This is a genomic window from Paenibacillus sp. 1-8 (assembly GCF_056316205.1).
In genome coordinates this window covers 2550610-2575159 of sequence record NZ_CM149995.1, presented here as the reverse complement: position 1 = coordinate 2575159, position 24550 = coordinate 2550610, and the positions used below count along the sequence as shown (strand labels likewise).

General features: G+C 44.3%; 17 protein-coding genes. 2 read left to right on the top strand and 15 right to left on the bottom strand.

Going from position 1 to position 24550, the window contains the following annotated elements:
- Window positions 1–230 precede the first annotated feature (230 nt).
- The 11 genes from AC0WRU_RS11705 to AC0WRU_RS11655 form a co-directional block, all read right to left on the bottom strand.
- Window positions 231–4445, bottom strand: a complete 4215-nt coding sequence (locus AC0WRU_RS11705; protein WP_476128412.1) for an Ig domain-containing protein — start codon at window positions 4443–4445, stop codon at window positions 231–233.
- A gap of 153 nt (window positions 4446–4598) precedes the next feature.
- The gene (locus AC0WRU_RS11700; RefSeq protein ID WP_025684874.1) at window positions 4599–5921 is read right to left on the bottom strand and encodes an ABC transporter substrate-binding protein; all 1323 of its coding nucleotides are present in this window, start codon (window positions 5919–5921) and stop codon (window positions 4599–4601) included.
- Window positions 5922–6013: 92 nt separating this feature from the next.
- A complete protein-coding gene (locus tag AC0WRU_RS11695) occupies window positions 6014–7609 on the bottom strand; it encodes a response regulator (RefSeq protein WP_476128411.1) in 1596 nt (531 codons plus the stop codon).
- A complete protein-coding gene (locus tag AC0WRU_RS11690) occupies window positions 7578–9383 on the bottom strand; it encodes a cache domain-containing sensor histidine kinase (RefSeq protein WP_476128410.1) in 1806 nt (601 codons plus the stop codon). Before AC0WRU_RS11690 ends, AC0WRU_RS11695 begins: the two co-directional genes overlap by 32 nt.
- 269 nt (window positions 9384–9652) lie before the next feature.
- Window positions 9653–11233, bottom strand: coding sequence for an ABC transporter substrate-binding protein (locus AC0WRU_RS11685; protein WP_476128409.1), 1581 nt, complete (start codon window positions 11231–11233; stop codon window positions 9653–9655).
- A 32-nt stretch (window positions 11234–11265) separates the two neighbouring features.
- Window positions 11266–12147: a carbohydrate ABC transporter permease gene (locus AC0WRU_RS11680; protein WP_476128408.1), complete on the bottom strand. Its 882-nt coding sequence runs from the start codon at window positions 12145–12147 to the stop codon at window positions 11266–11268.
- A gap of 16 nt (window positions 12148–12163) precedes the next feature.
- A complete protein-coding gene (locus AC0WRU_RS11675) occupies window positions 12164–13096 on the bottom strand; it encodes an ABC transporter permease (protein WP_476128626.1) in 933 nt (310 codons plus the stop codon).
- Between the two features lie 436 nt (window positions 13097–13532).
- Window positions 13533–13778 (bottom strand): hypothetical protein, encoded by a 246-nt coding sequence (locus AC0WRU_RS11670; protein WP_476128407.1) that lies wholly within the window; start codon window positions 13776–13778, stop codon window positions 13533–13535.
- Between the two features lie 75 nt (window positions 13779–13853).
- A complete protein-coding gene (locus AC0WRU_RS11665) occupies window positions 13854–15011 on the bottom strand; it encodes a glycoside hydrolase family 88 protein (RefSeq protein WP_025684880.1) in 1158 nt (385 codons plus the stop codon).
- 140 nt (window positions 15012–15151) lie between these two features.
- A complete protein-coding gene (locus AC0WRU_RS11660) occupies window positions 15152–16069 on the bottom strand; it encodes an alpha/beta hydrolase fold domain-containing protein (RefSeq protein ID WP_476128406.1) in 918 nt (305 codons plus the stop codon).
- Entirely contained in the window at window positions 16066–17355 is a 1290-nt protein-coding gene (locus tag AC0WRU_RS11655; RefSeq protein ID WP_476128405.1) for an oligosaccharide MFS transporter, read from the bottom strand. The genes AC0WRU_RS11660 and AC0WRU_RS11655 overlap by 4 nt, the downstream gene beginning before the upstream one ends.
- A 375-nt stretch (window positions 17356–17730) precedes the next feature.
- Between AC0WRU_RS11655 and AC0WRU_RS11650 the strand changes: the two genes are divergently transcribed.
- Window positions 17731–18606, top strand: a complete 876-nt coding sequence (locus AC0WRU_RS11650) for a helix-turn-helix domain-containing protein (protein WP_476128404.1) — start codon at window positions 17731–17733, stop codon at window positions 18604–18606.
- Window positions 18607–18728: 122 nt separating this feature from the next.
- Here AC0WRU_RS11650 and AC0WRU_RS11645 read toward each other — a convergent pair whose 3' ends face one another.
- Window positions 18729–19979, bottom strand: coding sequence for an oligosaccharide MFS transporter (locus tag AC0WRU_RS11645; protein WP_476128403.1), 1251 nt, complete (start codon window positions 19977–19979; stop codon window positions 18729–18731).
- A 337-nt stretch (window positions 19980–20316) separates the two neighbouring features.
- Here AC0WRU_RS11645 and AC0WRU_RS11640 point away from each other — a divergent pair, with 337 nt between their 5' ends.
- A complete protein-coding gene (locus tag AC0WRU_RS11640; protein ID WP_476128401.1) occupies window positions 20317–21108 on the top strand; it encodes a DUF7402 domain-containing protein in 792 nt (263 codons plus the stop codon).
- 44 nt (window positions 21109–21152) lie between these two features.
- Here the strand turns inward: AC0WRU_RS11640 and AC0WRU_RS11635 are convergent, their stop codons facing one another.
- The 3 genes from AC0WRU_RS11635 to AC0WRU_RS11625 all read right to left on the bottom strand — a co-directional run bounded on the left by AC0WRU_RS11635 (window position 21153) and on the right by AC0WRU_RS11625 (window position 24473).
- Window positions 21153–21407 (bottom strand): transposase, encoded by a 255-nt coding sequence (locus AC0WRU_RS11635; protein ID WP_476128399.1) that lies wholly within the window; start codon window positions 21405–21407, stop codon window positions 21153–21155.
- Between the two features lie 100 nt (window positions 21408–21507).
- The gene (locus AC0WRU_RS11630; protein WP_476128625.1) at window positions 21508–21723 is read right to left on the bottom strand and encodes a transposase; all 216 of its coding nucleotides are present in this window, start codon (window positions 21721–21723) and stop codon (window positions 21508–21510) included.
- Window positions 21724–22400: 677 nt separating this feature from the next.
- Window positions 22401–24473, bottom strand: coding sequence for a beta-galactosidase (locus AC0WRU_RS11625; RefSeq protein ID WP_476128398.1), 2073 nt, complete (start codon window positions 24471–24473; stop codon window positions 22401–22403).
- Between the last annotated feature and the right edge of the window lie 77 nt (window positions 24474–24550).

Below are 24550 nucleotides of genomic sequence, written 5' to 3'. Positions count from 1 at the left end.
AAAAGTAATTATATGTTCAGCTTAACATTCAACATTCCCTTGGAAAATGAACTTATTTAATGATCATCTGCGGTAAATTTAAGGTATAACAGATTCGAAAAAATCTTTTTTAGAAATCATGATTTGCTATATTGAAAGAAGCCATTCGATTTAAATCATGTCTTCAAGCACGTAAAAACAAACAAGCCGCTCTAAGCGACCTGTTTGTCAATGTAGCCATTATTAGCTGTTTATGAATTGACGGATATTTTTACTACCTTCGTCACAATTCCATCAGGGAGTGTATATTTGAAAGCAATATAATAAACTCCCTCTTGTTCTGCTTTCGGACTCCAGGTAAAGCGTCCGTCTTTGACCTCATAGCCGCTTTTTTCATCCAGATTGGTATCGACTATTGTCGGATTTACGTCAGCAGCACGCAGGTTAAAACTAACTTCATCTCCCACTTTGACGCTTTGATCCATCAAATTAATTTGTGGCGGCTTATAGGGTTCTCCTACTGCCGGGTTAACCTCGACACTTATAAAATTTTCGACTGGAATTCGATGGAATGGATCCGTCGCTGTGGCGGTAAAAGCATAACTACCCGGCATAGCGGGCGTCCAGGTGATCTGGCGGGTTGCTTCATCCAGCGAGGCTCCTTCCGGTAAACCGTAGATACGGTAGGAAATTGGATCCTGTTCCAGGTCCTTTGCCAGCGTATCGAGCTGGAGTGGCATCCCTGTTTTTTGATCGGTTAGCACGGACTGACCATCAAGATCGACATTGGAAACACGTACGCGGTTGGTGTTATTATCGTCATCGAGGCAAGTCAGAGCAATTCCGGCATATATCTCTTTGCCCATCGCTACGGTGTAAGACGATTTGGTAGCATAGGTCCAATTCTTCCCGTCCTTTGAATAGGAAGTATAGAAAGTATCTCCTTTTCGCTCCAGACGGATAAACAAAGGTGCAGCTTTGAAATTCTGATCCAGCGTCCAAGAGCCCTTCTGCGTCTCATCTTCTTTGCTGCGGTGAGTTAAAAGGACTCCGTCCCCATTGGAAAACAACCTGAATTGGACGTTCACATCGTCATAATTCAACCGTGGCATCATCATAACGGAAGCATACGTTTCAGGATTGGCTGTACGGTCAAAGCCATCGACCTTCATTGTTACACTTCCGTCTCCAATGATTTTGCGGTACAAATAGGTCACGCCGTTATGCTTACTAGCGACGCCTTTTGTGGAAATAGCTGTTGGATTTCCGTCCTGGTCCAGCTGTGCCTCCCCGGAGGCTCCACCCAGATTGGCAACCTGCCACCCGGATTTAGCTTCCTTCACAGGTGGATTGAATATAGGTGCTTCATTCGCTTTGTAATGGAATATGATGATATTTTTATTGGATTTGGTAGATATCTTAATTTTTTTGGTTTTCTCATCCGTCAGCTCATAGCCTTCATGCATGGGGGCTGTTGCAGTAAAAGAATCACCCGCTTTTACAAGGGTACGGTCAATTCGGATGATATTGTCGCCCGCTTTATAAACAGCTTTTGCGGTTGCAAGCTTGGAACTTTCCTTGAGTATCTCCAAAACCACCGTTTGGCGTGGCTCCACCTTGATATGGAGAGTTTCACCTGAAGCAACACGGTATTCCTTGCCTGTCATTAAATCACGGGCCTTTGTTACACCATGGGTTTCCAATTCGTAGACTTTTCCTTTTTGTCCAACAGCCGGATCATCGGATGACATATTCATGCCAATCAGATAATTACCGTATCTGACCTGATTCAGACCGTCATAACGGATATGTCTGTATTTTTTCCCTAAAACGCCGTCATGCCGATAATTCGCTGTATCATCCTCGTATACGTACATGTCCCCCTGATGGGTAGCTTTGACGTTCGCTATACGGTCCACCTTATCGGTCGTTAAATGGATTCTTGTAAAATCGTTATACTTCCAATTCTCACGTCTCCAGTTAAAAGTTACATATCCCCGCTCCCCTTTGTTCTTGAACACAACAGCTTGAGAATCGATATCTGCAAACGCGAAATCAGAATGTTGCTTTTCCATTGGGAAATAATAACCGTTCTGTCCTGAGCGCTGCTGGCGAGCCAGTTCGGCGAAAGCATTGAAACTTTTCATAGTCTGCTGTAGCTCGACCAACTGGGTGTATACATGGGGTGTATTGGTTTTCAAATTATCTTGAATAGCATCATATGCAAATACCCGGTTATCCTCAACGTAGCGAATCCCTCGACGGATCGCGCCATCACTTCCTACTTTCAGCGCCAAATACGGCAATATTTGATATTGTGTAAACAACCCATACGTATTTTTGCGAGAAGAGGCCACATTTTCATTGACCAACTGAATGGTTCCATCCGCTGCGACTGCATCATTTAAATAATAGTCGAACGATTTCACCGCCCCCAAGGCCGCGTTCGTGATCAGATTGTGGACCTTGTCGTCTCCTTCTGTTAACTCAGCGTACGTATCCAGCCAGGTCAGCATGAGTGAGCCATAATCTCCGGCAAAGCCGCCATGGCTGGCCCCTGCCTCTAAAACCTGATTGTTATCGCTGGAAAACCATTTTTCACCGTCCACCATTTCTTGAAACTTATACTTGATCATATCATAATCACGGTCATCGTTTGGAGGAATAAAGGCCTTATATTTGTCGGTCAGCATAATGGAGGATTGATCTACTTTACTTCGTTCCATCGACTGGATCAGTAGGGTAATCGCTCGGTTCGTGGCGTAGGAAAATCCATTATCCTGATTTACTGTACCTGCGCGGCTGGCCGGATCATAAAAATCCTGTTCACTATTTGTATCCATATAATAGATATTCAGTTTGCCGAACATCTCAATATAAGCCATACGACGGGTAACTGATTTTTGTCCGGTCATATTATTGTCAATCGTTTCGTCCAGATACTCATTCAAACGCTCCTTGGCCTGCTCATTGCTTCCGTTCATGATGTAATTGTACACACGAATAAAGCCGGACATCATGCCATCCGTGCCATTACGCAGTAGTGGCTTCTTTTCTCCTTTACCGCGTATGCCAGTTCCATTCAAATCCGCTCCAATCCACTGATAAGCGATAGAACCCGATGTTGGAACACACCAGCCACCAATGTTGTCTTGCGCGCGGGTGTAAAAATCCATTAGTTTGAAAATACGGTCCAGCATTTCATCACTATGATAGTCAGCCCCGGACCATTCATTCATGTAAGCGTTCGCAAATATTTCAACACCAATCATCGGACTCCAATTCTGATAATTAATCGCTCGACTTGTATAAGCTTTGGCCCATTGCTCCTTTGAATATTCAGGATGCACAGGCTCGTTTTTACTTAATCTAGTTACCATGGCTCCTTCGAGGAATGCATTGTTGGGCGTTTTGATCCTCTCATATGTTGGACCATATAGCTGCCAGGATTTCACTTCATCCAATATCGTAAGCGTCTGATGCAAAAGCAGCCCATAGGCATCGTAGGTCACACTATTCACTGTCTGAGTGGTATCTGGTGTTACTGCCAGATCAGATTTTGCTGAGGTAGTGCCGGAATCAGATGCGGAAGAAGCCACTGCTTCAAGAGATTGGATTGGACTGATGAGGTCGGCTTCCTTCACATCACTCGATATTTCGACATCGTATACAGAATCCGTCACCACTGTGGCCGAGGCTTTAGGCTTGGCTGGTTGACCTTCAGGAATACGCCCGTAAGGAATATCACGATGGAGTTCAAAGTATGGCTCCGTGTGGGTCGATGCTGAATATAGAAATTTGCTATTTTGCGTCTGTTTCGTTTGCTCACCTTTACCATAGGCATCATATACTCCTGTGCTTGAAACAGATAAGGTTACCTTACCCGTACGGTTATCAACCAAAGCAGAAGGAATGATATAGGTGGCGTAATAGTACCTGCCCAAGAAAGGGGCGCCTTTCTGATATCCGTTATCCAATTCAGGGACTTCTGTGCCATTCGCCGGCTTAAGAATTGAAGTGCTGCCGTCCGGTCCTTTGACAAACAAATCTCCGCGATCCTGCTGCGTACCATTGAGTTGTATTGTCAAATAGTTTTGTGAATATGGATCGGCTTCCAAAGTGAATTGTACATAACCACCAGATATTTCTGTAGCAGAAGGCCGGATATAACGATATGTAAGACCATCGCCAATCCCTCCTCCAGTCAGCAATCCGCCGGTACCTTTGTATTCAGGCTCCGCCTTGGTGTCTATACCAGCCACCGAGTTTTCATGCTTGAAAGCATGAATTTGCTCCGACTGGGAATCACCCAACCATACAGTATCCATCACTTCCTCACTCAGTAGCTTGTTCTGTGCATCATTTTGAGCGAATACCTCACTTCTGTAGGGTATCGCCATGGTCATTAGCATCGAAAGGATTACCGATAAAACAACAACCTTTCTTCTCATTCTTCGTTTCCTCACTTACATCCCTCCCCGTTTATTTGATAACGCTTTCAACAAAAAAGATGATCCCTTCCTTCATTACTTCTCTCCCATCATTTTCACATTTAATGTATCATATGGACTCACATGGATACATGAACTTTTTTTAGAAATAACCGCATCTTTTTTATATCAAGGTTGGTGCTTTACAGCCCGCAATTCTGTATCCCATTTTTGATCCGCCTGCTTCATCGCTGCCTCGACAGATATGTTTCCAGTTACCATTTCCCGAGTCAAATCATAGAACCAATTCCTAAAGCGTGGTGGCAGCTCATTCTCTCCCCACCACATATTCATCTGACGGGATTGGCCCACATCAGGATCTTTCATAATCTTTAACACCTCTTGCATCGCCTCGGAATGATTCGATGCCATGGACGTATTCGTTGCTGAGATTCCCCCGACAGCATTCAAATACTTTGGGTATTCCTCATTACTGTAGAAAAAGTGAAGGAACTGAGTTATAATTTTCCGTTTTTCCGGATCTTGAGCAGATTGAGTGGACATAGACCAGCCATTAGGAAGGGGAAGTGTGGCTACGTTCACATGACCCTGCTCATCAGGAAGTGCGAAAAATCCAAACTCGAAGTCAGGATCGGCTATAGCCAATTGCCGAAACATCCACGGCCCAGAATATAGCATAGCCGCTTCTCCTGATACGAGTGCAGTTGTCACCTGGTTATCAGCAGTTGTAATAAAGCCTGGTGACACATTTTTCTGTTCCCAGAGCAGTACCAGTTTTTTCATCGCTCGGGTTGGTCCGGGATCTGTCCAGCTCACTTCACCACGGTTACGCTTGGCATTCCAATTCGGATCATGTATGTAAACATCGTCGATCAGGAACTTGTTGACCCAAAAGGACATATGCCATCCATCTTTGCCCCCAACCACTAGTGGAACCATGCCATGCTTTTTTAATTTTTGACATGCTTCCAAAAATGCCTCCCACGTTTTCGGAGTTTGATGAATACCCGCTTTATGGAACATCTTTTTATTGTAAATGATGCCATTAGGAAAAGGGAGTGCCATCGGCGTATTGTAAATTTTCCCGTTGATTAAAGGAACGCTTGGGAACTTATCCGTCAGCTGTCTGGGCATTTCCGCGATCAGACCTGCATCTGCAAACATTTGCGTATCGCGAACCTCTACAAGATCAGGAAATTCTCCGACCGCATCTTTTAACTTAAGTTGCTCTGCGTATGTACCACTCCAAGTATCATTCATTTCTTCAATAATAATATTCGGATGTGAGCGTTCAAAATCAGCAATAATGCTGGAAATTCCCATCTTATGTGAATTATCACCGCCAGCATACATCACCGTAAAGGAAAGAGGCTGTTCCCTCTGATTCTCATTCAGCTGGTTACTCACACCCGTCGTATCTGCGCAACCGTTGATAAGCATAAGCGTGATTAGAGCAGAAACTAACAAAACAAAGTTGGTAGTATGCTTCATCGGATACGCTCCCCTTTTCTGCCTAATGTTCGATCTGCAAAGTCATAGTCTGTGACAACCACAGACTGATGGACTTTACGCTTTGCGATGTATCAAGAGAGTTGTCTGGCACTCTGCTTATATTCCTGCGGCAATTTTCCAAATATTTTTTTGAACATGTCACTAAAATGACGGGCATTATTATATCCAACTCGATCTGCAATTTCATAGACCAAAAGATCGGTCTGCATCAATAGCTGGAGAGCATGTTTCATCCGTACCTGTGTGACATATTGCTTGAAATTTTCCCCGGTATGCTTTTTGAAAAAGCTGCTAAAATAATAAGGATTCATAAATACAATCGTTGCGATAGACTCCAAGGTGATATTTTCCATATAATTTTCTTCAATATATGCTTTGGCATGAACGAGCTGTCTCAGCTCCTTACTACCGTTCTTTTCCTTAATCTGTTTGACGATCTGATCGATCACCAGTTCCATCTCCTGTCGAAGGCGGGCATAGGAAGGAAAGCTGTTCCAACGGTCAAACAGGAGGTGAGAATCACGTTCGGGTGAATCGCAAGACAAACCCGCTCCTTTCAATTCCTGTTGTATCATCATATAAGTGGCGTAAAGGAACGATACAACAGTATTTGGGCTGAAACGGGCATGTTCGACTGCGTCCAACAGTTCAGTCATCAAGGCAGGAAGTCGCTCTGCTGATAAAGTCGCTGTTTCAGCCACCAACTGCTTACGGAGTTCCGTCAAATGTACTTCGACATTGCAATCAGATATTACTTTCTGATATATAAGCACATTACTATGAGCATCAAAATATTTGGATTTTAATGCTTCGGCAGCCTGCTTACGGGATACTCCAGCTTTCGTAATTGTCGTTTGCGGCAAACCAATGCCTACCCGCAGCTCAAGCTTTAAACAGGAACGGACTTGTTCATAAACATGTTGAGCAACAGCAAGCGGCTCTTCAGTTCGGTCGTGTTGGAGAAAAATCCCATAGGTATCTCCTTTACGAAAAACAAAGCTTTGAGCATATTTGGTAACGGTTTCATGAATGATGTTGGTAACGGCGAAATCCACCAACTTACGCTCCTGCTCCTGCCAACGACTGTTGTCCTCCGATAGCCGATCCAGCTCGGCCAAGCATACTGTGATATATTTGCTGTCTGTCATTACCCCAAGCGGAGCCAATTCCTCCGCTGCCTGTTGATCACCGTCCGTCAGCCGATCAAGTAGCTCGGAAATGTTACGGTAACGTTGCTGATTCTCCAACTGATTCAGCATCTCCTGATGACGTGCACCTTCGGCTTCCTCCCGGATCAGAAGTGCCGTGCGCTGCATAACCTGCTCCAACTGATTTTTGTCCACAGGCTTTAACAAATAATCCAGTGCCCCGTATTTTACAGCATCCTGCGCATATGAAAACTCTTGGTAGGCACTGATGAAGACAACTTTAACACCCGTTTTTTGAACAGAAATCTTCTTAAGGAAATCAATTCCAGAGCAACCCGGCATACAAATATCGCTAATAATGAGATCCGGACGAAAAATATTGTACTTTTCCAGCAGCTCATTGCCATCGTGGGCTTCTCCTACAAACTCTATACCGAACCGGTCCCAAGGAAGTAGCTTTTTTAATCCTCGTAATATAATCGGCTCGTCATCCGCTATTAATACTCGAATGTTTTTCATCTTCCTGCTCCTCCTTCTTCAAGGGGAATACCATCGTAACCGATGTACCCAAATTCGGATTGCTCTGAACCATCACACCATAGTGGTCCCCACAGACCGTACGAATCCGTGCATGAACATTTTTTAAGCCAATGCTTTTTCCAGTTGACCCCTTTCCGTCCGCCAAATGCTCCCGAAGACGAGTTAATTTCTCCTCTGACATGCCAATGCCGTTATCGTATATGGTGATTACCAGCTCGTCATCATCCGTTCTTTCCAAAGTGACCATCACGATTCCCTTGCCACCCTTAGGACGAACTCCATGCTGCACCGCGTTTTCGACCAGCGGCTGTACACTCATTTTTAGTATAAATCTGTCCAGCAGCTCTTCATCCCTGATATCCATGCGCAGCTCAATCCGGTAATCGAACCGAACTTCAATAAGATGAAAATAGTCTCTCAAATGCTCGAACTCACGCCGTGCCGTCACCCACTCCTCACCGTAGTCAATGACATATTTCAATTGGTTTGATAATGCGTGAATCATATCTGCAACCTGCTCATCATCATTGGCAACAGCACTCATCCGAATCACTTCAAGAGTGTTGTATAGATAGTGAGGACGAATCTGACTTTTGAGGGCATTTAGCTCCGCCTGCTTGTGTTTAATTTCAGCAACGTAGGCGTTCTGGATGAACAGCTTGAGCCTTGTCACCATCACATTAAAGCCTTCGGCCAGTCTACCCATCTCATCCCGGCTAACCACAGTCATGCTTGTTTCTAAATTACCAGATTCAACCTTTTGCATATGACGAATCATTTCAACAATAGGGTTCGTAAACCTGCGTGAAAACCAAAATCCAATGAGGAGCAATACCAGTAAACAAATGCCCGCTGTAAAAGCTACCTTAAAGGTAATCTGATGTATCGGAGCAAACATGCCTGACTTGGAAATGAGTCCAACCACCTTACCATTAACGAAAGGTACCGGCTCTGTAAAAACGAGCATTTCTCCGCTTCGTCTTACCGCATAATCATCAAAACGCTGTCCCAGTCGATCACTTCGGTTAGAGTATAAAATATTGCCCCGTCCATCGACCAGATACACCTCGTCTTGTTCTCCCAGTTCCATCTGTCGAAACAGATTATCTAACACATCGACACTTACATCCATATAAAGGGTTCCCATCACTTGGGGATCCTGCTCAGCCCTCCCAGACGTATCAATCAGATTACGTGCAAAGGTGAGTACCTGTCGATCAGAACCATAATACATCTCCAGATGAGGCGGAAAAACAGCCATCTTCTTGGGCTGCGTCTGTAGAATATAATCCCAACTGATAAGCGGGAAAGGCTCATTTTCATTAAAGACCCGACTACTGCGGGTTTGTTTGAACAATTGCCGATCCGAAGCTCGCCTGAAAAAAGTACTTTGGATATTCCGATTGGTGTATAGCGTAGATTTGAGATAGTTGTCGATAAGACTTGCCCTGACCGAAAGGTTATCGTGCATATCCTGCTTGGCAGGTGCTGTCTGCTGCATGGAATTTACCATGTCTGAGCTGACATAAATGGTTTTGGATATTTCGTTATATTCGTTAAAAATATCCTCTACGTTCTTGCTAACAAAAAGCATCGTTTGGGCGAATTTATTGACCGTGTGCCGTTCGACCTGTGCAGTGGACTGGTTAATAGCCAGCATTCCCAGAACAAACAGCGGTATCAGGCCGACAGTTAGAAAGGCCAGCGAAAATTTAAAAAAAATACTGTGTATAAAGTCCCTTCGTTTTCGCATGAGCTCCCCCCGTTCAGACCACGACCAACCTAATATTTGAACTCCTTTCCTTTCCCTAATCATAGCATTTTGGCATATAAATAAAAAAGCTTTTCGAAGCAGGCACTGTCAAGACAACGTTTCTTTCAGTCAGCCACAGAAACGTCAATCCTTCATTTCATGAGACTTGCAAAATAGATGGATCTGGATCGCCTTTTGCTGGATATAGGCAAGGCCATGCAGGATCAATCGCCCGCACAGCCCTGTTTCGCATATTCTTAACAACCCATTTATTGGCCCTGATTATCCAAAAACTTCTGTGCTTGCTCTATGACCTGTTTACGAATATCCTCCAATCCGAGTGCTTGCATTTCCTTATTCGCTTCAGTTGCTCTTTGTCTCCAGTTGGCATCCAAACCGTTTTTCAGCACAGGTTCCAGCTCCGTGTACTTCGGCTGAACTTTAGCGATTTGTGTTTTCACTTTTTCCGTGTTGAATGTAAAACCAGCTAGAGGCAGTTTATAATACGTATCGTCCTTTGCCGCATATTCCAAATACTTGGTTGTCTCTGGATCATTGGACGCATTAATTCGCGACATTACCGGATTCCATGTCAACTCATACATCGGAAAGACATAATTGGCGCTCTTGTCAGTTGTTTTGAATTTGTTATCCCCCACATCCTGCCAATGCTCACCTTTGATCCCAAGCTCGAATAGATCGTGATTTTCCTGCGAAGCGAACAACCAATCGAGGAATTTCATCGTACGATCTGCATTTTCCGACGTCACTGGCAGCGCGATGAAGTTCCAGGCTCTATAATCGGTACCGATCGCTCCTTTTTCCATATTACGAACACGCTTGTCATAGACAAATGTCTCCAGCTCGGCTCCCGGTATAGCAGAAGTCAAGCGATCCTGATAGGAAGATGAACTATTAAGTGTTCCCTCCATCGCCCCCAATTTGCCCGCTGTAAGTAAGAGAGCCGGATCTTTTTCGGACAAAACATCCTTCTGTATAAAGCGATTCCATTTTACAAATTGGTCATAAGACTTATAGAAGTAATCGGGATCGTTGTAGGGGGCTGGGAAGCTGCTAAATGCGGAATCCGGGTCCCCTATGGTTGTAGCACCCAATACCTTTTTCCCATCTTTGGATAAAATGATGTTAAATGGAGCGCCTGCACCTGGCACCGTGGGCACAACATGCGTATACTTTTCTTCTGGCGCAAACATTTTGAAGAACCCACGTTCTCCTTTGTTACCAAAAGGAATCATACTCGGATCGTTTTGCTGTACCTTTTCCAGATAAACTTCCAAATCATCGTAGCTTTGAATAGGTTTCAAGCCATACTTTTCTCGCAAATCCTTACGAATATAAATAACCTCAATATCGTAAAACAGTTGAGTGAACGGTACAGTGTACAAATGTCCATTTACTTTGTTACTTTCCAGAAATTCCGGTGAGAATGCTTTCTTTAAACCGGGATAAGCGTCATTATTAAAATATTTGTCCAGCTCAAGATAGTATCCTTGGCTGATATTTTGATACATGTTCATCCAGGGAGCATCAAATACGACATCAACAGATTCGCCGGCAGCCATTTTCAGTTTCACCTTTTGTTTGTGATCCGAGCTTGGATTCCATTCTATATTCAGTCTGGTCTTAAGCGTATCCTTCGTTCTGTTGTTAAATTCGGTCAATACTTTTTCCATATCGACTGGCTTCTCACCAAAAAGCATGACCTTCAGTGTGACGGGACCCGTTCCATCGCTGGACTGGCCCTTGCTTCCTGAACAGGCAACCAGCGACATACTCATGAGCAGAATCATTGCTAATATCAGTGATATCCCCTTGTAAACTCGTTTCATTCCCTTAACCCCTCTCATTTTTGAACAATATGTTATCCTTTTACAGCTCCGACCATCAACCCTTTGACAAAATACTTTTGCAGGAACGGATACAGGAAGATAATCGGGCCAATCGTGACAACTGTTGTAGCCAGTCGAGTGGTAAATGTAGGAACCACATATCCGGGTAGTGTCACTTGTGAGGAAATCTGATTGGCAAAATCAGCATTGCTCATAATGCGCATAATCAAATATTGCAGCGGGAACAAGCTTTCGTCTGAAATATAGAGCATTGCTTCAAACCACTTGTTCCAGAAAGCCATTGCATAAAACAGTCCCACTGTGGCAAGCGCAGGCAGTGAAATAGGCAACATAATTTTATAAAAAATATAAATATCATTGGCTCCATCTATTTTGGCCGACTCTGCCAGCGATTCATCAATGGATCGGAAAAAATTCCGCATAAGAAACATATTCCATGGACTGATTAGTGCAGGGATAATAAGCACCCAGATAGAATCTTTCATATCCAAATACTTGGAAATCAGTAGATAGTTAGCTACCAGTCCCCCATGGAACAGCATGGTAAAGTACACATAGAAGTTAATCCAGTTTCGGTATTTCAGTGTTTTGACCGCCAACGGATAAGCCATAGCACAAGTCATCACCATTGCCAATACGGTACCGACCACGGTTACAAAAATGGTTACACCATAAGCTTTATAAATAGTGCTGTCCTCAAAAATCAGTTTGTAGGCATCTAGTGTAAATTCGCGGGGCCATAGGGTATACCCGTCCCGCAAGATCGAACTCTCTGAGGAGAACGAACTGCCGATGACTGTGATGAACGGGACAAGACAGTAGGCAGCAAACAAGATCAATGCTAGATAGATAAACGCTTTCAATACTCGATCGCTAAAACCTTCTTTTATCATGGTATCGCCTGCTTTCCTAGAAGAGTGCTGAATCAGGACTGAATTTTCGTGCAACCTGATTCGCCGTGACGACAAATATGAGCCCGATTACCGATTGGAATACACCTACTGCAGCCGCCATACTCATATCTCCCAGGTCCATGAGGGCTCGGTAAACATACGTGTCAATAACGTCCGTTGTAGAATACAGAGCTACATTTCGTCCAACAATGGCAAAGATCATACCAAAGTCACCATAGAAAATGCCTCCCATAGCAAGTAGCAGCATCAAAATCATCGTCGGTTTCAGTAAAGGGAGTGTAATATGACGAATTTTCTGCCAACGACTGGCTCCATCAATGGAAGCCGACTCATAAATGTCCGGGTTAATCCCCGAGATTGTAGCCAAATAGATGATTGAACCGAATCCGGCTCCCTGCCACAGCTTGATTAATACCAAAATCATTGGCCACATGGCAGCTTCATTAAAATAAGAAATAGGTGCGATCCCGAATAGTGCTAGTGCTTTGTTCAGCATGCCTGTTTCCGAAGACAACAGGGCAGTAACGAACATCGCAATGACGGTCCATGATAAAAAGTTCGGCAAGGTAACAATGGTCTGAATCGTGCGTTTGAACCATTTTCCCCCTAGCTCGGATAGCATAACCGCGATAGCTACTGAAGCTAGCATGCCACACATAATAAACAGAGTGTTCAAAAAGAGTGTGTTAAAAATAACCCGTATCATTTCGTTGGACTGGAAGAAAAATTCGAAATTTTTTAACCCGACAAATTCACTACCTGTAATACCTTTAACAGGATTGAAATTTTGAAAAGCAATGACGATTCCTGCCATAGGAAGATATGAGAATACCAGCAACAACAAAATACCCGGTAAGGTCATGAGATACAGAAAAAAGTTTTTGTGAATCTCACCCAGCCAAGAATCAGTTTTTTTCCCTTTGTTCATGTCTCGCGGGGATGTTGACCTAGTGACCGTAATTTCTTTCATCCCTCTACCTCCTTCACATAATACTTAATAACTTTCAGCTATCATCCAAGTAATTTCAGTAAACGTTTACAATACTTTAAATTAACAATATCATGTGGATTGGATTACGCACATGAAGTTTTTTAAGTGCTGACTGCCAGATTTTAAATTTCTTGATAAAAAAGCTATAGTTTAAATACAAAAGTCCTGAAGTAATACGAGAGCGTATCGCTTCAGGACTAAAGAAATATGTTGATTTTTCTGAATGTAAACGGATGGATACGGTTCATTGCTGTAAGTGTTTCCAAGAAAACCAAATCGGTTATGGCGAAGTGTACGCGGGATGGCAGCTACTTGATCCCACTGCCTAATCTCGTTCCATGCGCGAACAGCTTCTTTTCTCTGTTACGTTACCTCATTTGTCAAAGAGATAGAAGGCGTTAGCGAACTCTGGAACAGGACAAGCTCCGCAATGGGCCAGCCACTCTCCTGTCGTCGAATGGTCGTAGTTAATCCGCTCGGTTGGCTGCAAGTTTAGGAACACAATCGGCGCTTTATTAATTTGATGTACAGGAATACAGTTGAGCTGGTCGCATGAGTGGCAGCATGGCAGAACCAGATCTACAATACCGTAATTATAAACCTCGCCCCACTTTGTCATCTGCTCCTCTATGAACTTACCAAACCCAATCAAACGTTCACGAAACAGTAATACTCCGTACACGTGGGTCGACGATTACCATATATACAGATCATTTTCCTTTAGTTTAAAAACGGCTTCGATAAAATAATAATCACCGTAAATGATGGAGTTATGGTGCTCCTTGTTATGATAAGCGGCTGATCCGTTTTTCAGGATACAGTCGCAATCCCTAGACCAGTCGGTACGAGTCTTATCCAATGCTTTTAGCATTTTTAGTGCTGCTCCGAGATACAGGTCTTTTTCAAGAGGCCCTACGGCCTTGGAAATCTCAATTAATCCACAAGCTGCAATAGCGGCTGCTGTAGAATCCTCATATGCGGGTTCTTTTGGCTGCCTGAAGTCGACCGGAATAATTCCGCTTTCTGGAATGTTAGCTATAAAATAATGCGCAATGCGCTTGGCAGTATTCAAGTATTCCTCTTTGCCAGTATGCCTGAAGCTCATCATAAAGCCGTATAGCCCCCAACTCTGGCCTCTGGTCCAAGAAGACCCTTCTTCGTAGCCCTGCCCACCATAAGTTTTCACAACCCCACCATGGAACGGATCGAATTCAACGATATGATTCACGGAGCCATCTGGTCTTACAAATGTATTCATGACCGTATCTGCGTGCTTTATAGCGATCTGCTTAAACCTTGGATCACCGGTTTCTTCTGTTGCCCAATAGAGCAATGGGATATTGAACATACAATCAATAATCGCCCAACCTCGCGTATCTTCTCCATTCAGATCGTTCCACGCCCGAATGAATTCTCCGACCGGGTTGTACCGCCCAGCCAGCAGATTAGCTGCATGCAGTGCTCTTTTTCTGGATTCCGGATTTTGAGTGACTTTATAGTTCGCGACACTGGTTGGCAACCACATAAAACCAACGTCATGATGCAATCCATAATAATCCTGAAAACAAACGTCCAACTTATTTTCCAGAATATTTGCAAACTTCTTGTATTTCTCCTGTCCGGTTTCGTGATACATCTGCCACATCATGCCACCCCAAAATCCGTTAGTCCACCAGTTAATTCCGTCAGTAACTGTATGGGTGGGGTTATCAATAGCTCGATCATCATGTACTCCGTTTATCGTAGTATAAGGTATTTTAGCTTGGGATTTTTCACTAACCCAGTCCATTTTATCCGTAATTTTTTGAATTACATCTTGTACCCATACATTTGCTTTGTCTAGTGTAAACATTAAATAAATTCCCACTTTCCATTTAGATTTTTTTGGTGGTGAACATTTTTCATTCAACAGGTGCATCAGCATGTTTCGGAAATTTTCTGATGCCTTGATATTGGGCTAGTGAAGTCAATCTGTTATTGGATAAATAACTCTTAGGTATATTGCTCAAAGAGTTTTCCCCATTCTGCATAAAATTCAGGGGTGAGGCGTTTCCGATCATTAGTTGGAATTATGTGGTCAATGTCCTGTTCAATAATGTCATGTCTCGCCGTGCCAATCAGTTGCTTGCGGAAAAAGTGTGCAACCGTGATCACGAGATCCTGAAATTCAAGATTGCCTTTAATGAAGAAATGATCCCCGTTTTTAATCTTGATGAAAGTCGCATTATCCAGTTTCGCATACAGTTTTTCGGATTCAATGATCGGTACAATTGCATCCTCTTCACCATGAATAATCAGGAATGGCGGCATATGCTCATGAATATGAGTCATGGGACAAGCCAAATCGGCCAGTTCCTTGTGCTCGTGAATGTTCTCTAGAGTAGCGCCGATCAGGGCGGCTTCTGCGTCATTTCCGTACTCGGCGAGCGCAATAAGATCCATCCCACCCGATACCGAGCAAGCGGCTTGAACCGCGGTGGATATTTCTCCTTTTTCCCATGGAGAATGATCACCCGATGTACCCAGCAGTGCCGCCAGATGTCCACCAGCTGAATGTCCCCATACTCCGATCCGCCCGGGATGTATACCGTATCGCTCAGCATGCGCCCGAATCCACTGAACTGCATCCTTTAAATCTATAATCTGGGCTGGAAAAATAGCCTGGCTGGAGAAGCGGTAATTCACATTAATCGCTACAAATCCTTGCTGCGCCAGAGAGGCATTCCACACCTGTCCTCCGTAATTCTGCTTATCCCCACCATTCCATCCCCCGCCATGAATATACATCACAGCAGGACACGGAATGCTTACCGGCTTATCAGGTATCAAAATATCAAGCGACAGTTCCACGCCGTTCACCGTTTTATAAACAACATCTTTCAATGCTGTAAATCCGCTCACTACCATCATATTGCACCCTCTCCTTGTTTTGTTAGAGTTCCCTTTTCTGAACGCTCACCAAGCGTCCCTTCCTGCGTAGATTCCGGGTCTTGATCGTCCTTGCGCAGTGTGAATACAGCGATGATTGTGAATATTAAAGCAATTCCGCCCATGAGCACGTAAGCCTCATTAAAGCCTATAGTGTCATAAAGGTTACCGATGACTGGTGAATATATCGTTTGTCCCAGTGCAAGCGAGAATTGAAACCCGATTAGATAAAGAGTCGACGAGACACGCGAGCTAAAGTGAGCACTAATATATTTAAATATCGAAACAAGCAGGATCGGTAGTTCAATGCCGCTAATGAGCTTGACAAAAGACAAGCCGACTGGAGCGACCACGATGCCTGCCAACAGCAACCGAATAATCATTAGGGAGTTAGCTAACAACAGACCTCTTTTGATACCTATTCTGACCACGATTAACGGAGCCACGAACAGCATGCCTGCTTCAATGAACACCTGGACGGAATTCAGATAACCGTAAAATTGATTGCCGGTGGCTGCATTCGTAAAAGAGGCAGCATAATGAATCGGAAACTGCTGCTCACAAACCATATAAAATGTCGGAACCGAAACCACATACACGACAAAGGCCCAGAACTTACCTGACTTCAGAAGCGCCCATATATCATTTATTCTGAAAGGCTCTGCCTTCTCATGAGCCGTCTCTGCTTCTTTTTGAGGATCAATCTTCATGACCAGCAACAGGAGCAGGAGAATAATCCCCAGTAAAGAACCGATGACAAAATTATAATTAGGATTCATGTTCATTAAAGGCCCTAAGAAAAAGGACATGGCCGCGAAACCGATAGAGCCGAACATCCGGACTCTTCCGTATTCAAAACCGTAGGTTCTTGCCACACGGTCAGCATAGGATTCTACCGCTCCCCCACCTGCCTGAAAAGCTGCGCCGATATATAAGCCACCGATAATTGCCCCAAGCAGTGGACTGAATAGCAGCAGCGGTTTGTAAACAAATATAAAGAAAGGACCGGTAGCTACCGCCAAAAAGGCGATGATCCATAATATATTTTTCTTCAATCCGAACTTATCAGAAATAATTCCGTATATAGGCTGTGCAATCATAGCTATAATTGCGTTTGCAGAGAATACAACACCAATTTCTGTTCCTGTCAATTTCAAAGAGGAACTTAACCATATTGACAGCAAGGCAATTGCTGTAGCCTGAACTGCAAAATATAAAAATACAAATCCACTGATTGACCAGTAATTACGTCTGGCAATGCTGCTCATAAATGATCATCCTTCCTGTCTGCTCACACTTGTGTCGTTCGCTTTCCTCGTCCTGAAATAAAACGGTAAAACATCCTCAGAATCCGCGTGGATTGCTTTCTAACGGATTTTAATCATAGCCAAATGATTGTTGGAAAACAGTCTTCTATCTATGTGACATCGATATCAGAGTTACACATAGATAGGATATAGTCTTGACATACTAAGACTAGACCGTGGGTCGTTCTCGTATCCGTTAAAGCGTTTTCAGTATAGCATGAGAAAAGTCGAAGAAGTTTTGTTATGTATAACAGAAATAACGTTTTATTTCACTTGTGATAAAGCTAACAAAAATGCTACACTGTTGAAAAATCGACTTAATGTAGGAGAGTTAACATGGCACTTGGTTTTGAACCTGTCCCTTTTCAGGGACTACCCATTGTTTGGTCGGATTGTCATGTTTCAAGCAAGCCCAACAGCGGATTCTATCATTGGCATCAATGCTGCGAGATTTTAGTCATTTATAATGGCAACGGTACTGTCGTCATGAATAATCAGACTCAGCAGATTAAGAAAGGCATGCTCTTTGTGTTTCAACCATTTGAAATTCACAAAGTTTATGCTAAAATTTCTGAACATTGTCCGTATAAAAGAACCGTTATTCATCTAAACCATTTGTATATTGATCAGTATCTAAGCAGCTTTCCACATCGGCGGGAATTATTTGACCGTTTGTGCTACTCAAGTGTTATTGAACGTGCTTTTGATTTGGGAAATGATTTAGATTTTTTTACCACATTCGTGGATGATTATGAGCGTATAGCGCACACAGACAGAGGAGCTTCGCAAGAGGAAATTACCATCTTTATGCTTCGATTCCTCAGCGCTATGGAAAAGTTCATTCCCTCGTCCGGCACAAAGCCTTTGCTGACCTGGCGCAAGGAGGAATATTCAGAAATTATAATGAATTGGATTGAGACTCATTATATGGAATCCGACATTCTAAATAAGTTGGCAAACGAACTCCATTTGACAAGGTCATATGTATCTCGTCTGTTTAAGAAAGAAACAGGCAGCAATCTGACAGAATATCTCACCGCGAAACGAGTCAAAGTAGCAGCCCACTTGCTTGAAACGACATCGTTTCCCGTAGAAACGATTGGTAATAAAGTCGGTTTTCAAAATATCTCACATTTTATCTCCTGTTTCAAAAAAACCTACCAGGTTACACCTCTGCAATACAGATTAAACACAAAAAAAATTGACCACTAAAATGATCGTTGCCGTGATATGACGAAAACGGAGCAAAAAACAAACCCACAAAAAAAAATAAGCTGCTCCGGTAGAATTCCGGAAGCAGCTTGTAGTTCAAGTCTTTTTCAACCCGAAGTGGATTACTTTTCAACAACTATAGGGGAATTGATTGTTGCCTCAAGTTTGTTTCCAGGTGTTTTATTAAGCGTCAGTATGGCTAATACCGTAGAGATCAGCACAATAGTACCCATCAGCATGTAGGTTTTAGGAAATCCGAGTGTTTCATACAGGTGTCCCGCAATCGGTCCTATAATAACTACTCCAATGTAATTTATCGACTGATAACCGATTAAATACATGCTGGAGGACAAGCGCTGTGAGAAGGTTTCGGCAATATATTTAAAGACAGAAATCAGAAGAATAGGCAATTCAATGCTATGCAGTAGTTTCCATATAACTACTTCGGATATAGTGGTGGAAAAGCCCGTGCCCAAGATGCGGATGCCCATAATTGCCCCTGCCAGCAACAAGCCCCGTTTGGCACCGATCTTATTCACAACAAATGGGATTGTAAACATAAAGAAGGCCTCACCGAATATTTGCACGGAATTGAGATATCCGAAAAATTCATTTCCCTGCTTCTCAGACGGAAACAAAGACACAAAAAAACGCGGAAACTGCTGGTCCATGACAAAAAATATGCTGGCAACCCCGAATACGTATATAATAAAAAACCAGAATTTCTTTAATTTTAGTAACAAAAACACATCTTTTACTTTGACCGGGTCTTTATCAATGACAAGCTGCTCCTTGATCTGATCAGGTATTTTTATCCATAAAAGCATAAAAATCGTGATGAGAGCAAAAATGGAAGCGGTCCAAAAATTTAAATTCGGGTCTATATTGAATAGTTTCCCGGCAAAAAAAGCTGCGAAAGCAAAGCCTAATGAGCCAAAGCTTCTGACTTTCCCATATTCAAAACCAAACTGACGTCCACATTTTTCAATATAAGATTCGATCGCCGCAATCCCTGCGGAGAAAGCAAAACCGATAAAAAGACCGCCTACCAGCATGCCAACGATCGGCGTCCCACTTAACAAAGGACGATATACATAGATGAAAAAGGGAGCAATCAGCAGCGTTGCCCCAGAAATGAACCACAGAACATTTTTGCGGTAACCGAGCCTGTCCAGGAAGTACCCGAAAACGGGCTTGAAGGCTAAGGCAAATAATGCATTAATGGAAAATACTGTACCTATTAAGGGCCCATTGAGACCGATTGTCTCCCCGAGCCATAATGAAAACAACGAATAAGCCGCTGCCCATGCAGCCTGAAAGAAAAATAGAAAAGAGCTTAATTTCCAAAATAGTTGCTTGTTAATGGGTGTCATTAGATTATTCCTCCGCATAAAAATAGAAATATACATCACGGATAAAAACGGAATAAACTGTTTCCAACAGAAAACACTGACAAACTCATTTGGCTATGTTTATTATAGCAAACTTGAAAACGTTATCAAGCATAAAATCACAGTTTTTTTATAATTAAGTTTTCCTTTTTGGGACCTGCTCTTCCCTTTTGGACGAACATCACTACATGTGAAATAAAACGTTATTTTTATCATACAAAACAGAACTTTTTGGGCCTTTTTCATGTTATGATGTAAGCGGTTTAATAAATATTGAACAGGTCTATGAAGTGAAATTCCTTAAAATTGAGGTGTACATATGATTAATTTATCCATTGAAGTACAAAGTGAAGATGGAACTATACTCGCAAAAAATACGGACGCTGAGGAGATAAATTTGGTTTATAATCATCCGTATCAATTGGGCGATTCGATTGTTCTAAGAAGCTCTAAACCCCATGTTTATTTGTACATCCAGTTGGATGACGCGATGAATGAGGCCTTTGTCTATTTATCTGGGCAAGAATACCAGTATATTATACCTTTTGATGAAAAAAAAACTTCCTACTCCCCAAGGTCATTTACAGGTGAAATGCACTTGTTGTCCGCGCGGGTTGCAAGCGTAGAAGAAATCGCGTCCTATAAAAATCTTGCGAGGAATGAGTATGATCAGCATACAAATACCTCATTGTTCCCGCATGCTTCGGCCAATGTCGAAACCCGTGGTGAAGCGGTTTTCGCTGCCAGAAACGCAATTAACGGCAATACAGTGACATTTTCACATGGAGGCTGGCCCTTCGAGTCGTGGGGGATTAACCAGCAGGAAGATGCCGAATTCACCATCCATTTTGGACGCCATGTTGAAATTGACAAGATTGTATTGTATTTGCGGGCCGATTTTCCGCACGACAATTACTGGGAGAAAGTTTCGTTACATTTTTCTGATGGCAGCAAACAAGTGACGCAGCTTATTAAGTCAGGTAAAGCGCAGACTATACAGCTTGAGCCGAAGAAAGTGGAATGGGTAAAGCTTAGCGAACTGATTAAATCCGATGATCCGGCTCTATTCCCAGCGCTTACACAGTTCGAAGCCTATGGACACGATGTATGAGTACATGAAAAGGCATTATCAGCTTGGAATTAGTATGAAACGTTCTACCAAGTGACGTTCTTTGTAGATATCCCGATCATATTTCGGAGGCACTCGGCGGTTTTCTTACCTGGAATCACGGGGATGGCTTGTTGATCTTCCAAAAAGGCTCGAATCGCATTCGTATCGTAAGCTCGGTCGGCCAAGACTTGCTTCATGGTCAGTTTCATGGCTTTAAGCATTTCGAATCCATGGACGGAATCATAGGCCTCGCCTCCGGTCAATTCGAAGCGAAATGGATTTCCTAACGCATCCACCACGGGAGCGTCCGCTTGCTTGCTGTGCCCCCATACTAGTGAACTCGCACCATCGTGGCATCTATCATCACACTTTCCTCATCGGAATCCAGCGAAACGTCTTTTAACAATTCGTCCCAAATCCCCGCTTTTTGCCAGCGTCGAAAGCGGGTGTAGACGGATTTCCAATGGGGAAAGAAACACGCCAAGGGGCACCTGAACGAGCCACCCATAGCATAGCATTCAACATGATTCGATTGTCCACTGCAGGACGTCGTCCTTGTGATTTTCGTTCAGGCGGAAAAAGATCTTGAATCTGCCGCCATTGTTGATCTTGAATTTCATATCATGTACTCATTAGATGGTTTTAACCAATATATCCCTACTTAAACACTTTGAAGACACGCCCTAATGGCTAATCTTAAACTTTGCTCATTGGATATTTACATTTCGATCACTCCTTATAGGATTTAGTTTAATTACATTATATACATAGTAAAAATTAAAATCTGTTGTAAATTTATTAGAATGAAAGCCCGCCAGATCAGTGATTTGATCTGGCGGGCTTTCATTCTATTTACTTAACTAAGGTGAACGTGAATAACTTACCACGTTACTTCATGTTTAAATATTCAAGCTTCATTCTTGAAGCCTCATTCGATCCTTTAAATACAATATATATCATATAGTTTCCATTAACGCGTCCCCCGGCTAACCCCTCAGAAGAAATAACATTTTGACTTTTTTCCGTAAGCTTATAAGTTGTGAGGCTACCTGTATTCTCAACTGGAATGGTGGCTGATAAACTGCCTCTGTCTCCATTGCCAGCACCATTGTTTTAGTCTTCAGGTTGTCCTTTTAAAGGACCCGAGCTACTGGCGGCTCTAATTTCAAGTGTGCCTGCCCCTGTGCTTTAATGTTCACCGTGCTAACATCCTTAAATGAAGTATACGGCAAAGAGGCTATGGCATGGGGTACCAGTGAGATTTACATAGCTGTTCTCTCTTGAACTGTTTATTACCAGGACTTCGCTTGCCGTTTCAACAAGCGAATGCCGTTTACGCCGAGCTCGACGGCATCGCCCGCGGCATCGCCTGTTTCAATATCCGTGTAGGACCGGCCGTCCAATTCGACGCGCTGCGGCGTGCCTCCGAAATTCTGGATAAACACGAAGTCGGCCGTTCCGTTCGTCCGCGCCTGCGCCGTAACGCCATGAGGAAGCTTTGTATCGATTACCCGCTCCAGGCCGGCCTCTTCAGCCAATCGGCCATAGAATGCGTCCAGGAAATCGTCCTTGAAGCGGGTCGCCATGTAATAGGCGCGGCCTTTGCCCAGTCGGTTCACCGTCAGTGCGGGACAGCCTGCATAGAAACTGTCCGTGTAGACGCCAAGCACTTCCGCACCCTCCGTATGGATCAGCTCGCAAAGTTCATGCGATTCAAATGTTCCTGCCAGCCCGAGCGGATTGTCCGCCGCCAATACGACGCCGTTGCGATCATGGTCGTACAAGCCCTCGATCTCCTCCGCCCAAATGCCAAGCGTGTTGCGTAGCGGTCCCGGGAAACCCCCGAGGTGGCAAAGATCATGCTCGTCGACGATGCCGGACCAGTACGTCGCGACCAGCGTCCCCCCATTCTCGACGAAAAGTTCTAGCTTCTTCCCCGTTTCCTCCCGGCACAAATATAGCATGGGCGCGACGATCAGCTTGTACGGCGCGAAGTCGTCCTCGGAGCCGATGACGTCGGTTGGCACGCCGTGCGACCACAGCGCGCGGTGCTGAGCGTACGCAGTCTCTTCGTAATGGAGACCCATGTTGCGCGGCCCTTGTGCATCCTTGATTGCCCAACGGTTATCCCAATCGAACAGGATTGCCGCTTGCGCGGGCGTCGAAGTCCCGACGACCTCGATCAATCCCGCTAGCGTCTGGCTAAGCTCCGTGACATCGCGGAAGACGCGCGTATGCTCGTGACCGACATGGTCCACGACTGCGCCGTGGAATTTCTCGCTGGAGCCGCGGCTTTTGCGCCATTGGAAGTATTGGACGGAATCCGAGCCGTGCGCCACGGCTTGCAATGAGGACAGTTTGTGCATTCCTGGCTGCTTTAGCTTGCTGACCGGCTGCCAGTTGGTCAGGCTCGGCGTGCTTTCCATCAGCAGGAACGGCCGCCCCTTGATAGAACGAAACAGGTCGTGATAGAACGCGACGAATGCTCCCAGTTTGCCGTTGTCTTGATGCTCATGCCACGTCGGGTAAGCGTCCCAGGAAATGATGTCGAGCAAATCTCCGAATTTACGGTAGTCCAAACCCTCGAACATATGCATGTTTGTCGTGACCGGCAACGCTGACCCTGCTTTCCGTATTGCTTCGATCTCGTACCGGCAGAAATCGATCGTTTGGTCTGTCACGAAGCGGCGCCAGTCGAGATTCTGGCCATGTACTGCGGATTCGCCGTGCGGAGCAGGGGATTCGATCTGCCCCCAATCGAGGTACGTATGCGCCCAGAACGTCGACCACCACGCATGGTTTAACGCCTCAAGCGTGCCGTATTTATTTTTCAACCACTCCCGGAAGGCGTCTTGGCAATAGTCGCAATGACAATCGCCGCCGAATTCGTTGGAAATATGCCATCCTACGACCGCCGGATGGTCGCCGTAACGCTCCGCCAGCTTCCGGTTGATGATGGAAGTCTTCTCGCGGTAAATCGGTGATGTATAGCAGTGATTGTGACGCATGCCGTGCAGGTTGCGGATGCGATTCGCTTCGACCCGCCGAACCTCAGGATACTTCTCCGACATCCAAGCCGGACGTGCGCCACTCGGCGTCGCCAGCCAAGCATAAATACCGTTCGCTTCGAAGCGCTCGAGCATCTGGTCCAGCCAATCGAAGGTAAACGTGCCTTCCGTCGGTTCGAGCGCGGCCCATGCGAATATGCCGATCGACATGACGTTGCAGCCGGAAAGCTTCATCAGACGGATATCTTCCTCGAGCACCTCTGGATAACGAAGCCATTGATCTGGATTGTAATCGGCGCCGTGCATCATGACGGGAAGCTTGTCGCTGACGGGTGGGAATACTTGCGTGTTCTTCATAGTGTCTATCTCTCCTCGTGTAATGGTGAATTATGGACAAAATCGGGCATCTACCTACAAAAATGCAGCTAGATCTT

Coding starts and splice junctions, on each gene's coding strand:
- AC0WRU_RS11700 (WP_025684874.1), bottom strand. CDS start 5,921: ATGAAGCATACTACCAACTTTGTTTTGTTAGTTTCTGCTCTAATCACG.
- AC0WRU_RS11695 (WP_476128411.1), bottom strand. CDS start 7,609: ATGAAAAACATTCGAGTATTAATAGCGGATGACGAGCCGATTATATTA.
- AC0WRU_RS11690 (WP_476128410.1), bottom strand. CDS start 9,383: ATGCGAAAACGAAGGGACTTTATACACAGTATTTTTTTTAAATTTTCG.
- AC0WRU_RS11685 (WP_476128409.1), bottom strand. CDS start 11,233: ATGAAACGAGTTTACAAGGGGATATCACTGATATTAGCAATGATTCTG.
- AC0WRU_RS11680 (WP_476128408.1), bottom strand. CDS start 12,147: ATGATAAAAGAAGGTTTTAGCGATCGAGTATTGAAAGCGTTTATCTAT.
- AC0WRU_RS11675 (WP_476128626.1), bottom strand. CDS start 13,096: ATGAACAAAGGGAAAAAAACTGATTCTTGGCTGGGTGAGATTCACAAA.
- AC0WRU_RS11670 (WP_476128407.1), bottom strand. CDS start 13,778: ATGACAAAGTGGGGCGAGGTTTATAATTACGGTATTGTAGATCTGGTT.
- AC0WRU_RS11665 (WP_025684880.1), bottom strand. CDS start 15,011: ATGTTTACACTAGACAAAGCAAATGTATGGGTACAAGATGTAATTCAA.
- AC0WRU_RS11660 (WP_476128406.1), bottom strand. CDS start 16,069: ATGATGGTAGTGAGCGGATTTACAGCATTGAAAGATGTTGTTTATAAA.
- AC0WRU_RS11655 (WP_476128405.1), bottom strand. CDS start 17,355: ATGAGCAGCATTGCCAGACGTAATTACTGGTCAATCAGTGGATTTGTA.
- AC0WRU_RS11650 (WP_476128404.1), top strand. CDS start 17,731: ATGGCACTTGGTTTTGAACCTGTCCCTTTTCAGGGACTACCCATTGTT.
- AC0WRU_RS11645 (WP_476128403.1), bottom strand. CDS start 19,979: ATGACACCCATTAACAAGCAACTATTTTGGAAATTAAGCTCTTTTCTA.
- AC0WRU_RS11640 (WP_476128401.1), top strand. CDS start 20,317: ATGATTAATTTATCCATTGAAGTACAAAGTGAAGATGGAACTATACTC.
- AC0WRU_RS11625 (WP_476128398.1), bottom strand. CDS start 24,473: ATGAAGAACACGCAAGTATTCCCACCCGTCAGCGACAAGCTTCCCGTC.